Raw genomic sequence first — 13,178 nt, forward strand, 5'->3', positions numbered from 1 at the left:
GTGATATGCGTCCCGCGCCATCTGATGGTCGCTCATGCCCGCCTCTTTCAGCAGCGTGATGACCGCCTGGGTTGCCTCCACATTCGCCACGGTTGTGGCGGGGTCCTGTTCGCCGTACGGCTTGGAGTCGGTGTAGACCCCGCCGCGCAGCGCCCCCGCCAGTTTGTTGAACAGGTCCCAGGGCAGGTTGCTTCGGCTGGCCCGCATCGGGCGGAGCCGGAGGGAGGTGTTGGCCAGATCGTCGGCGGTTGCTGTCAGGACGAGACGGGCCGCAAACGAACTCTCGACGACCTCGCCGAGGCTCTGGATTGCCGTGCGGCGTGCGTCGCCGAAGTCCGGATGCTGCGTACCCAGCCTTCTGGCTTCGTTCAGCTCCGTGGCGGCGTCCTGCTGGATGCGCAAGAAGCCCTTGATCCAGTGGATCGCATCCGTCGTGATCCTCGTCTGGTTGGTTATGATTTGCACGCTCTGCTCAGACGAAATGCCGGCTGGACCCCACCGCTGCTTGACGATGTCGAGTAAGGCGTTGCTCGTCTCCATCGCGAGGACCGCGCGGCCAATCCCCGCGATGCTCCTCAGCAGTTGGTCCGCAAGGCCGTCCAGTTGATTTTCGCTGGGGGTGGGCTGCTCCAAGAGTGGCGTGGCGTCTTCCACCAGTCGTTCTACGTCGTTGAACCGAGCGAGCGCCTCCCGGCCGAGGTGTACGGCCGGCTCCACCAGCGCGCTCGCGGGTATGTTGTCCAAGAGGCGAAGCATTGCTTTTTGGGGACTGATGTCGGGGTTGCGTGCTCGGGTGTCGATGATGTTTCCCGCGTTGTCGTACAGGTGCCGGTTGTGGTTGGGCTGCTGCTCCCATGGTGCCACTGGTAGGTCTCCCGGTTAGGTGTTCTGTTCGGGTGCGGGGTACTACGGCGGGGCCCGGGGGGTGGTTCAACGGCGGCGCTGTCCGGCGTGAAGGTCCGCACCGTCAACTTCTGGATGTTCGTCAACATGGGCTTCCTCGCGGCCGTGGCGGGCGTCATCTACTCGTCGCGGTCCAACGGCGCGCAGCCCGCGGCCGGCAACATGTTCGAGCTGGACGCGATCGCGGCGGCCTTCATCGGCGGCGCGGCGGTCACCGGCGGCGTGGGCACCGTGGTCGGCGCGATGGTCGGTGGTCTGATCATGGCGGTGATGAGCAACGGCATGCAGCTCATGGGCGTCGACCAGTCGACGCAGTCGGTGGTGAAGGGGCTCGTCCTGCTCGTCGCCGTCGCGTTCGACGTCTACAACAAGCGCCGGGCGGCCGGCACCCGCTGACGCACCAACGGCACGTACGTGTGCCCCTGCCCCTACCGGGGGCGGGGGCACATGTCGCTCGGCCGCCCGGATGCCGAAACCCGCGCACACGTCAGGTGCGCGCCGACGCCGTCATCGCCGGTGCGGTCGCGGCGGGGGCGTGGTGGCACGGTGGTTGCTGGTCGTGGCCACGTCGGTGGTGCCCTGGCCCGGCCGGTTGCCGATCGACAGGCTGGCCGCGAGCCGCGACCGGGAGTTCTCGGGGTAGAAGTCGACGGCCGGGAATACCTCGCCTCGGTGCTGCTGCCGGGCGTGATACGCCTGCCGCGCCATCTGATGGTCGCTCATGCCCGCCTCGTTCAGCAGCGTGATGACCGCCTGGGTTACCTCCGCGTTCTTCTGCGTGGTGGAGGGGTGTTGTGCGCCGTACGGTTTGGAGTCGGTGTAGACCCCGCCGCGCAGCGCCCCCGCCAGTTTGTTGACCAGGTCCTCAGGCAGGTTGCTTCGGCTGGCCGGCAGCGGGCCGAGCCGGCCGGACGTGTTGGCCACATCCTCGGCGTTTGCTCTCAGGATGAGACGGGCGCCAAACGAACCCACGACGATCTCGCCGAGGCTCTGGATTGCCGCGTGGTGTGCCTCGCCGAAGCCCGGATGCTGCAAACCCAACCTTCTGGCCTCACTGAGCGCCGTGGCGGCGTCCCGCTGGAGGCGCAAGAAGATCTTGATCGAGTCAATCGCATTCGTCGTGGTCCTCGTCTGGTTCCTGATGATCTGCACGTTTTGCGCTGTCGAGGTGCCGGCTGGGCCCCACCGCTGCTTGACCATGTCGAGTAAGGCGATGGTCGTCTCCATCGCAAGGACCGCCCGATCGATCCCCGCGATGCTCCTTCCCAGTTGGTCCGCAAGGCCTTCCAATAGATTTCCGCTGGGGACGGGCTGCTCCAGAAGTGGCGTGGCGTCTTCCACCAGTCGTTCTACGCTGTTGAACTGAGCAAGGGCCTCCTGGCCGAGGTGTACGGCCGACTCCACCAGCGCGCTCGCGGGCAGATTCTCCCAGACACCAACCATTGCTTCTCGGGGGCTGACGTCGGGGTTGCGTGCTCGGGTGCCGACGACATCTCCGGCCTCGTTGTACAGGCGCCAGTTCTGGTCGGGCTGCTGTTCCCACGGTGCCACTGATAGACCTCCCGGTTCGATGCCCTGATCGGTACGGGTACTACGGCGGGGTCCGGGGGCGGTTCAAGCGGCTCTTCGAGTTTCTGGGGCCTGTTCGCCGGCGCGGCGGAGGATCCCGCTGCGCCGCGAACGGCGCAGCGGGATCAGGCCGTCAGTGGCAGTTGCCGGTGCCGCTGTCGGAGTAGGTCTGGCCGGCAACCGGCACGAACTGCCAGTCGTAGCTGCCGGAGTGCAGGGTGAACTTCAGGACCCCCCAGGCGGAGCTGTTGCGCGCCTCGCTGTTGGGTTGGATGGTGCCGAAGCCGTAGTGGTCCGCACCGCCCATGCCGGCGACGAAGCTACGCATGCCCCGGCTGGCGTCGTAGCTCCCGGACGGGTTCATCGGGCCGAACCGCTCGTACACGTGGTTGTGGCCCCACACCACGACGTCGGCGTTGTAGTCGTAGAGCGCCTGGTACAGCGGGCGCGTCGACGTGGACGGCGAGTGGTCGGCGCTGGACGTGAAGAGCGGGTGGTGCCAGTACGCGATCGTGCACGGCTTGCTGCTGGCCGCGAGGTCGGCACGCAGCCACTGCTCCTGGGCGGAGCCGGCCGACATGCTGATGTTCGAGTTCAGCGACACGACGTGCCAGTTGCCGAGGTCGTAGGAGTAGTAGCCCCGGCCGCTCGGGCCAGCGGTCGTACCGAAGTAGTTGTAGTAGCCGGTGGCACCCGACGTGTTGTAGTCGTGGTTGCCCGGCGACGGGCGGGTGCGGCTCTTGTGCCGGCCCCAGGTGGGCTCGTAGTAGCTGGCGAACTGCGACGCGGTGCCGCTGTCGTAGACGTTGTCGCCGGTCGTGAAGACGGTGCCGGAGATGTTGTCGAGGAGCGCGGCGGTGGCCGTGTCGCCGGAGCCGGAGGTGGCGATGTCGCCGGCGCCGACGAGGACCGGGTCACCGGACGGCGGCGTCGTGGTCCCGGTCGTGACCACCAGCTGCGGTGCGTCGCCGCCACTCTCGCGGGTGTCGTAGTACGCGCCGTCGCCGCTGGTCGAGGTGGCGCCGAAGCTGTACGTGCCGTTGCCGGTGACCGCGGAGGTGACGTCGACCTCGTACCAGGTGTTGCCGGAGACCGCGCCGAGCGTCCCGAGGGTGGCCCCGTCGATGGCCGGCTGGTTGTTCCAGGTGGTGCCGGTCTCCGACCAGGTGGTGCTGGACATCCTCCGGAACGTGCCGCCGGCGTCGCTGCCGTTGTTGCCGCTGATCGTGCGCAACCGCAACTTGGCGCTGGTCACCGTGCCGCTGACGCCGCTCACCGTGAAGCGCAGGAACATGCGCCGCGCGGGCGAGTTGTCGACCACGACCTGCGTGGACGTGCCGTAGTTGGTGGATGCCGTGTCGCTCTGGACGTAGGTGTCGGCGACCGGCGTGAACGTCACGCTCGCCGCGGAGGCCGTGCCCGAGCCGGTCAGGACGACGGCGGCGGTGGCGGCGACGAGCACCGCGACCGTACCGACCGTCACCGGCGGGCGGGCGATTCGAATGTCCATCCAGGACCCCTTCGTTGCGGGTGTAGAGCGCAAGGAACGTAGGAAGGTCGATGAACCGGCGCACTGCCGCCAGGTGAACAGTACGCTCAGACAGCGAAACATCTCGATGTTCGTCCGATGTTCACCCACCGCACGCCTGCCCGCAGCCCGTGCTCTCTTGTGGCCCTTCGCACCCGATCGTCACGATGGCTGACCGTCGCCCACCGATGTCCAGGAGATGCGCGTGTACCTGTCGACCGTCTCCCGTCCGGTCGCCGACCCACCCGGGCCGCGCCGCCGCCGGTTCGCCCTGGTCAGCGGCAACGTGGTCGCGCTCGGCACGGTCAGCCTGATCACCGACGTCTCGGCCGAGATGGTGGCCGCCGTCCTCCCGCTCTACCTGGTGCTGGGCCTGCAACTCAGCCCGGTGGCCTTCGGTGTGCTCGACGGAGTACACACCGGCGCGACCGCGCTGCTGCGGGTCGTCGGCGGCTTCGTCGCCGACCGGTTCCGGAGACGCAAACTCGTCGCCGGTGTCGGCTATGCGCTCTCGGCGGTCGCCAAGCTCGGCCTGTTGCTCGCCGGCCGGTCGGTCCCCGCCATCGGCGCGGTCATCGCCGTCGACCGGCTCGGCAAGGGCGTGCGCAGCGCACCCCGGGACGCGCTGATCACGCTCTCCACCCCGCCCGAGGCGCTGGGTCGGGCGTTCGGGGTGCACCGGGCCATGGACAGCGTCGGCGCGTTCCTCGGGCCGCTCGCCGCGTTCGCCGTCCTGCTGGCCGTCGGGCAGTCGTACGACGCGGTCTTCGTCACCAGCTTCTGCGTCGCCGCCCTGGCGCTCGTCGTGCTCGTGCTGTTCGTCCGGGAGCGCCCGAACCGCGAGCCCGCCGACAAGCCGGACGAGCCCCGGGTCTCCGTCGGCGAGGCGTGGGGCCTGCTGCGCAGCCGGCCGGCCCGTCGGCTGCTGCTGGCGGCGACGATGCTCGGCCTGGCCACCATCGGCGACGGCTTCGTCTATCTGGTGCTGCAACGCCGCGAGGACCTGGGCCTGCGGTGGTTCCCGCTGCTGGCGGTGGGCACCAGCCTCGCGTACCTGCTGCTCGCCGCCCCGCTCGGTGTCCTGGCCGACCGGGTCGGGAGGCTGCCGGTCGTGGTGGGCGGCTACCTCGCCCTCGGCGCGACCTACCTGCTGCTGGCCGGGCCGTTGCACGGCTGGCCGGCGCTCGTGCTCACGCTGGCGCTCTACGGCACGTTCTACGCGGCCACCGACGGGGTGCTCATCGCGCTCGCCGGACCGGTGCTGCCGCCGCGGCTGCGGACCACCGGGATCGCGCTGGTGCAGACCGGGCAGGCGCTCGCGTACCTCGTCTCCTCGGTCCTGTTCGGTCTGGCCTGGCAGGCCTGGGGGCCGCAGACGGCGGTCCGGGCGGCGGCCGTGGCCGTCGCCGGTGTCCTGGTGGTCACCGTGCTCCTGCTGGCTTCCCCGTCCCGTCTGATCCCCCGGAAGGTGCCCTCGTGACCGCGATGTCGACCCGGGCCAAGCTCGGTGTGGTGGCCGCCTCGGCGGTGCTGTTGGCCAGCGGGGCCGTGGGCTACGCGGCCATCGCCGCCGAGCCGCCCCGGACCCCGCCACCGGCCGCCGCCGGGGACCAGGCGGTCACGCTGACGCCGGGCCCGCGCCTCCTGGCCGTCACCGACCGGTACGTCTCCAGCGTCGCCACCGCCGACCCCGCCGGGCCGCGTACCGTCTCGGGCCTGGAATGCCTGCGGGTGTACGCGGCGGCCGGCACCGGTGTCTGCCTCAAGCCGGATACCGCGTGGTCGTACCAGGTGGTGGTGCTCGACGCGGCGCTGAACCAGAAGCGGACGCTGAGCGTGCCGGGCCTGCCCAACCGGGCCCGGGTCTCGGCGTCGGGCCGGATGGTCTCCTGGACGACGTTCGTCGGGGGCGACTCCTACACGGCGAGCGGCTTCTCCACCCGCACCGGCATCCTCGACACGGTCACCGGGGCGACCGTCACGTCGCTGGAAGGGTTCGCCGTCACGCGGGACGGCAGCGCCTACCGCAGCCCGGACGTCAACTACTGGGGCGTCACCTTCACTGCCGACGACAACCGGTTCTACGCCACCATGTCGACCGGCGGGAAGCGCTACCTGGTACGCGGCGACGTGGCCGCCCGGACCGTGGAGACGCTGCGGGAGAACGTCGAGTGCCCGTCGCTGTCGCCCGACGGCACCCGGATCGCCTTCAAGCAGGCGATCGACGCGGACCCCAGGAAGGGCTGGCGGCTGTCTGTTCTCGACCTGGCCTCGGGGCGGATCGCCGCGACGGCGGAGACCGCCAGCGTGGACGACCAGGCGGCCTGGCTGGACGACGCGACGCTGGCCTACACGCTGCGCCAGAGTGAGGGCCGGCCCGACGTCTTCGGCGTCCCCGCCGACGGGTCTGGCCGGCCGAAACTGCTGATCCCCGGTGCCGAGTCACCGTCGCCGCTGACCTGACGACCTTAGGCCGCGCGGCGCGACACCTGACGGCCTTGACGCGGACAACGTCCCGTCATGTCGGCTTCCGCGCCACAGCCTTCGCCGTTCATCGACGGCCTCGAAGGTATTGACCATGACAAGGCTCAGTCGTCGCATATTCGTCCTCGGTGGACTCGCCGCCGCCGGCGCCGCGGTAACCCCCGGGCAGACTGCCCGCGCCGCGGCGCCGTACCCCTTCAAACTCGGTGTGGCGTCGGGTGATCCGGCCGCCGACAGCGTGGTCCTGTGGACCCGCCTGGCGCCGTCACCGCTCAACGCCGACGGGCAGGGCGGCATGGCCGACGCCGACGTGACGGTCGAGTGGCAGGTTTCCACCACGGACCGCTTCTCGTCGCTTGTCGCGTCCGGCTCGGTGGTCGCCCGGTACGCCGATGCCCACTCGGTGCACGTCGTCGCGGGTGGGCTGGCGGCCGACTCCGACTACTACTACCGATTCCGGGCCCAGGGGCAGATCTCCCCGGTGGGGCGTACCCGGACCGCACCGGCGGCGGGCACGTTCGGCCGCGACCTGGTCATGGCCGTCGCCTCCTGCGCGCACTACGAAGCCGGCTACTACACGGCGTACCGGCGGATGGCCGAGGAGAACCCGGGGCTGATCCTGCACCTGGGCGACTACATCTACGAGGGAGGCGTCAACACCTCGGCGGTGCGCCAGCACGTGGGCGCGGAGATCGTGTCGCTGGCCGACTACCGCCGCCGGTACGCCCTCTACAAGTCCGACCCGGACCTGCAGGCGGCGCACGCGGCGGCGCCCTGGCTGGTGGTGCCGGACGACCACGAGGTGGAGAACAACTACGCGAACATGGTCCGCGCCGACAGCAGCCCCACGCTGACCGCCGCCCAGTGGACCGCTCGCCGTACCGCCGCGTACCGCGCCTACTACGAGAACATGCCGCTGCGACCGGCCTCCGCGCCGAGCGGCAACAGCATCCCGCTCTACCGCCGCGTGCGGTGGGGGCAGCTCGCCACCTTCCACATGCTCGACACCCGGCAGTTCCGCGACGACCAGGCGTGCGGCGACGGCTGGAAGGTCTGCGCGGATGCCGACCTGGCCTCCCGGTCGCTGACCGGCGCGACTCAGGAGGCGTGGCTGCTCGACGGGCTGGCCCAGCACTACGGCACCTGGGACATCCTCGGCCAGCAGGTGTTCTTCGCCCGCCAGTTCGAGGCGAGCGGGGCGGCGAACATGGACGCCTGGGACGGCTACCGGGCGTCGCGCAGCCGCATCCAGACCGGCTGGCAGCAGCGCGGCGTGCGCAACCCGCTCGTCCTCACCGGCGACGTGCACAAGTCCTGGGCCAACGAGCTGAAGGCCGACTACGCCAACCCGTCGTCCGCCACGATCGGCACCGAGCTGGTCTGCACCTCGATCACCTCGACGGGCAACGGGACCGGCAGCACCACCATCCCGAACGCGGCGACCAACCCGCACCTGAAGTTCTACTCCGACCGGCGCGGCTACGTCCGTACCACGATCAGCCGCAGCCAGGTCCGCGCGGACTTCCGCGCGGTGAACACGGTGACCGAGCACGGCGCGGCAGCGTCGACGGTGCGCTCGTTCGTCATCCTCGACGGCCAGCCCGGCCTGCAGGCCGGGTAGAAGGAGCACACCGATGACCGCACTCACGACACTGCTCACCGCGTCCCTGTTGGTGCCGACCGCGCTGGCGCCCGCTCCGACCGCCATGACCGCCGACGCGATCACCTGGACCACCGCCAACAGCACGGCCACCGGCGACCAGGACCTGCCCGCCATCGCTATGAACCGCACCGGACAGGTCGCGGTGGCCTGGGAGGACGACCGGGACAGCACCGCGCCCGAGGACGACACCCACACCGAGATCTACCTGCGCCTGTTCCGCGACGGCACGCCCGGCTACGAGCTGAAGCTCTCGACCGGCGGCACCAGCGGGGCCGCCTGGCGACACATCAGCCCCGACGTGGGGCTCGACGACCGGGGCAACGCGGTGGTCGTCTGGGCCGCCGACGGTGACGGCAACGGCGTCTACAACATCCAGTACCGGGTGGTGTCCCCGGCCGGCGCGATCCTCGGTTCCGGGCAGGCCAACGCCAGCGACGCCGGCCAGCAGATCTGGCCGAAGGTGGCCGTCGACCCGGACGGCGCGCCCATCAGCGCGGCCGTCGGCTTCGCCGTCGTCTGGGAGGACGTGCAGGGAACCGCGCCGGCCACCGTCAAGGCCGCCGGCTTCACCGGCCCCACCACCAAGGGGTACGAGGTGACGGCCTCGCAGACGACCGGCAGCCACCACCGCCCCGACGTGGCGGTGTCCGCCTCCGGCGAGGCGCTGGTGGTCTGGGACGAGGACGCCGACGCGAACGGGTCGTACAACATCGGTCTGACCCGGTTGGCCCGCGCGAACGGCGCGGTGGTGCTGTCCCGGCGGACGGCCAACGCGCAGAGCGGCGGGCAGCAGCGGCGGGCATCGGTCGCGTCGACCTACTCCGGTGACTACGCCGTCGGTTGGGAGTCGGACCACACCGGCACGAAGGGCGTCTGGGCGCGCTCGTTCACCGCGGCCGGCGCGGCCCGCCACGACGAGGTCCAGGTGTCCACCGGGACCGGGGCCGTCGCTCCCGGCGTCGGCGTCGACGACGAGGGCAACGTCGTGGTGGGCTGGACGGTGTCCGGTGCCAACCCGGACGTCTGGGCGCGTGGCCTCAACCCGGACGGCAGCACCACGGGTCGGCTGGCGGCGCAGGCGTTGAGCCAGACCACGACCGGTCGCCAGGAAGACCTGGCCATCGCCGCGTCCCCGTGGGGCGAGGTGAGCCTCTGCTACACCGACGACAACGATGGCAACGGCTTCGACCAGGTGCTTGTCGGTCTCGGGGCGACGAACTCCACCTGGCTGATGACCGCCGAGGAGTTGCGCCAGCGCAGATTGGCAGGAGCAACTCGGGTTCCATAAAACCGAGTGGATCACGCCGTCGCCGGTGTGCCGAAGAGCAGGTCGAGCTGGGCGTCCAGTGCGTCCAGCGCCTGCTCGGCGGTGTACTGCCCACCCAGCAGGTAGACGCCGAGCCCTTCCATCAGCGCCAGCAGGCCGGCTGCGGCGGACACGTCGTTGGTGGGCAGGACGCTGGCGACGAAGGCGGTGAGCTGCGCGGTGCCCTCGCGCAGGCCGGTCGCGGCCGTCGGGCGCACCGCCGTGTAGGCGAGGAACGCCAGCGCTACCCGACCGTCGTCGCGGGTGTGCGCGTCGAGCGGCAGGAGCGCGGCGATGATCGTACGCAGCAGCAGCCGGGGCGCCGGGGCCTCGCCGAGTCGCGCGACCGCCTCGGTGACCCGGATCTGGCTGCGTTCGCGGACCACGCTCAACGCGAAGGCCATCATCTCGTCCTTGGTGCGGAAGTAGTGCTGGACCATTCCGGCGGACACGCCCGCCTCGGTGGCGACGTGACGGAGGCTGACGGCTTCCAGGCCCTGATCCGCGGCGACCCGCATCAACGCGTCCGCGATGAGGGTGCGTCGCTGCTGGTGATCGACCTTCTTGGGCATGGCCTCGATCGTTTCACAGCGCGTGGACGGGAGCCGCCGTCGTGCGGCGGTCAGTCTCCGGCGCGGGCGTGCCCCGGGCGCTGCGTAGCAGGCCGTCGGGGTCGTCGGCGTACAGTCGCAGCTCGTCCATCGGCACGGACCGGCCTCTGGGCAGGTCGAAGGTCGTCGGCCGGCGCAGCACGACGTCGATGCTCGTCTGACTGCCGACCGAGATGTGCAGGATCTGGCGCGTACCCTCCTGCTCGACCTGGATGGACCTGCTCGACGGCAGTGAGCGGTGACGTTTGCGCAGCGCGGCGACGTCCGACCACGGGATCCAGATGTCGATGCCGGAGCTGTTGCGTACCCGCAGCCCGGTGTCGGCGACGATGTGCGGGTGGATGGTCATGCTCGCCCAGAGGCCCACCATCCAGAGCAGACCCCAGATGCCGAGGCCGAGCACGATCCAGCGGGCCGGCCGCCACGGCACCACGTTGGTGACGATCAGGTCGAAGATCGGGATCTCGACGGCCGACAGGGCGATGAAGATCCCGAGGATCGGCTTGACCACGCCGAGGTAGCCGAACGGCTCGTCACCCGGCCCGAGCGGCAGGGGACGGCGACGCGCCCACAGGTAGAGGCTGCGCCACATCGCCGCCTCGGTCACGACCGCCCGGCGCAGTAGCGGCCCCACAGCCGCCCTGGTCGGCGTCCTCGTCTCGGTCATCGTCGTCCTCGGGGTTTCAGGTGGTGGTCAGTGGACGGTCACGGTGCCCGCGCCACCGTCGACGGTGACGAGTTGACCCGTGGTGATCGTTCGGGTGGCGTCCGGCACGCAGATGACGGCGGGTATGCCGTACTCCCGGGCCACCGTGGGGCCGTGCGCCATGATCGCGCCCGTCTCGCTGACCAGGGCGGCGGCGGTGAGGAACAGCGGGGTCCAGCCGGGGTCCGTGGTCGTGGTGACCAGGACGTCGCCGGGCTCGACGTGGGCGGTGGCCGGATCGTGCACGACGCGGGCCGGGCCGGTGACCCGACCCGCGGACGCTCCCACGCCGACGAGCGTCCCGTCACCGCCGTGAGCCCGTGCCAGGACGGTCTCGACGTCGGTGCCGTCGGACAGCAAGGCCACCGGCACCGACCGGCGACGCAGCTCGCGGCGGTGCGCGGACCGCCGGGACGCGACCACGTCGCGCTTGTCGACACCCTGGTGTACGGCGACACGCACCTCGTCGAGGGTCAGGAACATGATGTCGTCGCGCTGGTCCAGCAGCCCGGCGTCGGTCAGGTCCGCTCCGATCAGCAGCAACTGTCGGCGGGTCTCCCGCAGTGGGTACAGCCCGGCGAACTTGCCGGCCTCGCGCAGGCCCGCCAGCGAGCGGGCGCGACCCAGCAGGAAGCCGGCGATCCGACCGCGTACCGGCCGCTGTCGGCGGGCCCGCGCGACCAGCTCCTCCAGTGCGGTCTCCGCCGTCGCGGCGGCCCGGCGGAAGCGCTGGTCGGGGCCCTGCTCCGGGTCGGTGACCCGGAGGTAGTTGGCGAGCGCGGCGAAGACCGGTGTGGGGTCCTCGGCCCAGCGCGGCACCCCGAGGTCGACCTCGGCCGCACCGCGGTGCCCGTACGCGTCCAGGAAGTCCGCCATGCCGATGTCGGGCAGTGCTCTGCGCAGGTGGCGGGCGGCCAACTCGTCCGGTGGTGTGTCGAGCAGCAGTCGCCGGTGCTCACCCACGCCCTGGGCGAGTCGCCACAGCGCCAGGTCCATCTCGATGGTGACGTTGTGTGGCATCCCGCCGAGCACGGCGTGGATCTCGGCCGGACCGGCGATGCCCTTGAGCAGCGGGGACGGCAGCGCCGTGGCGAGCATCCCGGCGACGATCGGCCACATGATGGCGTCGCTGTGGTCGGTGTCGTCGCGCGCCTCGACAAACCGCAGCCGCTCGGCCGTGGTCCGCAGGTTGTCCGGGGCCACCGAGCGGGCTCGGAGCTGATCGATCGCCTCGAACATCCGGATGCGTGCGGTTTCCGGGCGGGCCAGGGCACGCACGATTCCCACCGCCGCCCGGCCGGCGGTCTGTAGTGACGCCGCCCGCTGCGCCGTGCCGCGCCCGCCGCTGGTCGGGGCGAATCGCGGATCGGCCAGGACGTGCCGCATCACGGCCTGCGCCCGGGGGCCGAAGTCGACGGCCATGAGCTTGACCAGTCGTCGCCGGGACGACCTGCTCCGGGCCAGGTCGGTCAGGTCGCCGTAGAGGCGGCCGCCGATGTCGACGATCTCCACCCGGATGCCGAGAGCCGCGAGCATCGCGGTGATCTGTGCCCGCAGGGACGCCATGCCCATCGGGGTGACCGGTCGCAGCATGCCCTGGACGTGCCCGAACTCCAGAAAGACGCGGGGGAGGGGCTTGCCGGTGGCCGGTGGCTGGGGGAACAGACTGGTGATCGGGCGCGACTGCAGCAACCACAGCACGTCGTCCGCGTCGATCGCCCACTCGACGTCCTGGGGGCAGCCGAAGTGCCCGGCCAGCCGCTCGCCGGCCGCCCGCAGCCTTTCCAGCTGCGCGGACGTCAGGCACCCGGTGTCGTCGCGTGCGACGCCGTCGAGGACGTAGTGGTCCACGGCGGTGGCGCCGTCCACCACGGCGGTGCCGAGCCCCAGCGCGGCGTCGACCACCATCTCGTCACGCCGACCGGTCAACGGGTTGGCCGTGTACAGCACTCCCGCCACCACGGGCGTGACCATGCGTTGCACGACGACGGCCATCGCCAGCTTCTGCGGGTCGATGTCGTGGGCCTCGCGGTACGCGGTCGCGCGGTCACTGTGCAGGGAGTCCCAGCACTTCTCGACGGCGGCGACCAGTTCCTCCGCGCCGGTGACGCCCAGGACGGTGTCCTGCTGCCCGGCGAAGCTGGCGTCCGGCAGATCCTCGGCGGTGGCGCTGGAGCGTACGGCCACCGGGCCGGCCCCGAGCCGCTCGTACGCCCCGATGATCTCCGCCACCGGTACGACGCCGTGTCGGTAAGCCTCGGTGGTGACGCAGAACCCCTCGGGGACGCGTTCGCCGTGCCGGAGCAGCGCGCCCAGCCCGGCTGCCTTCCCGCCGACCAGGTCACTCAGCTCGGCGGTCACCTCGGACAGCGGAAGCACGTGCACGCCGACCTCCAGTTGCAATACGA

Annotated in this window: 10 protein-coding genes and 1 pseudogene; 5 read left to right on the forward strand and 6 right to left on the reverse strand. The window is 70.9% G+C overall.

The genetic code is table 11. The features are described 5' to 3' along the window. The coding region (locus ACLQ25_RS00325) for a hypothetical protein (protein ID WP_425727970.1) at nt 1–864 on the reverse strand (864 nt) is incomplete at its 3' end. A 57-nt stretch (nt 865–921) separates the two neighbouring features. Here ACLQ25_RS00325 and ACLQ25_RS00330 point away from each other — a divergent pair. Continuing rightward, nucleotides 922–1,299: pseudogene (locus ACLQ25_RS00330) on the forward strand (ABC transporter permease subunit); the annotation flags it as partial. A gap of 111 nt (nt 1,300–1,410) precedes the next feature. On the opposite strand, the gene ACLQ25_RS00335 reads toward ACLQ25_RS00330, so the two are convergent. Both ACLQ25_RS00335 and ACLQ25_RS00340 read right to left on the reverse strand, forming a co-directional pair. After that, a complete protein-coding gene (locus ACLQ25_RS00335; RefSeq protein ID WP_425727972.1) occupies nt 1,411–2,454 on the reverse strand; it encodes a hypothetical protein in 1,044 nt (347 codons plus the stop codon). Nucleotides 2,455–2,605: 151 nt separating this feature from the next. Then, nucleotides 2,606–3,982: a DUF7594 domain-containing protein gene (locus ACLQ25_RS00340; protein WP_425727974.1), complete on the reverse strand. Its 1,377-nt coding sequence runs from the start codon at nt 3,980–3,982 to the stop codon at nt 2,606–2,608. A gap of 223 nt (nt 3,983–4,205) precedes the next feature. Here ACLQ25_RS00340 and ACLQ25_RS00345 point away from each other — a divergent pair, with 223 nt between their 5' ends. The 4 genes from ACLQ25_RS00345 (at nt 4,206) to ACLQ25_RS00360 (ending at nt 9,435) form a co-directional block, all read left to right on the forward strand. After that, the gene (locus ACLQ25_RS00345; protein WP_425727976.1) at nt 4,206–5,480 is read left to right on the forward strand and encodes an MFS transporter; all 1,275 of its coding nucleotides are present in this window, start codon (nt 4,206–4,208) and stop codon (nt 5,478–5,480) included. 5 nt (nt 5,481–5,485) lie between these two features. Continuing rightward, entirely contained in the window at nt 5,486–6,463 is a 978-nt protein-coding gene (locus ACLQ25_RS00350; RefSeq protein WP_425728301.1) for a TolB family protein, read from the forward strand. A gap of 115 nt (nt 6,464–6,578) precedes the next feature. Continuing rightward, nucleotides 6,579–8,105 (forward strand): alkaline phosphatase D family protein, encoded by a 1,527-nt coding sequence (locus ACLQ25_RS00355; RefSeq protein ID WP_425727977.1) that lies wholly within the window; start codon nt 6,579–6,581, stop codon nt 8,103–8,105. 13 nt (nt 8,106–8,118) lie between these two features. Beyond that, on the forward strand, nt 8,119–9,435 hold the full coding sequence (locus tag ACLQ25_RS00360; RefSeq protein ID WP_425727979.1) for a hypothetical protein: 1,317 nt from the start codon (nt 8,119–8,121) through the stop codon (nt 9,433–9,435). Between the two features lie 11 nt (nt 9,436–9,446). Here ACLQ25_RS00360 and ACLQ25_RS00365 read toward each other — a convergent pair whose 3' ends face one another. Genes ACLQ25_RS00365 through ACLQ25_RS00375 form a run of 3 tightly spaced genes read right to left on the reverse strand, consistent with a single transcriptional unit; the run spans nt 9,447 to nt 13,155 of the window. Next, nucleotides 9,447–10,025, reverse strand: coding sequence for a TetR/AcrR family transcriptional regulator (locus ACLQ25_RS00365; RefSeq protein WP_425727981.1), 579 nt, complete (start codon nt 10,023–10,025; stop codon nt 9,447–9,449). A gap of 13 nt (nt 10,026–10,038) precedes the next feature. Further along, nucleotides 10,039–10,731 (reverse strand): PH domain-containing protein, encoded by a 693-nt coding sequence (locus ACLQ25_RS00370; protein ID WP_425727983.1) that lies wholly within the window; start codon nt 10,729–10,731, stop codon nt 10,039–10,041. A gap of 27 nt (nt 10,732–10,758) precedes the next feature. Further along, nucleotides 10,759–13,155, reverse strand: a complete 2,397-nt coding sequence (locus tag ACLQ25_RS00375; RefSeq protein WP_425727985.1) for a PEP/pyruvate-binding domain-containing protein — start codon at nt 13,153–13,155, stop codon at nt 10,759–10,761. Between the last annotated feature and the right edge of the window lie 23 nt (nt 13,156–13,178).

The sequence above is a fragment of the Micromonospora sp. DT44 genome, assembly GCF_049841635.1.
Classification (GTDB): Bacteria; Actinomycetota; Actinomycetes; order Mycobacteriales; family Micromonosporaceae; genus Micromonospora.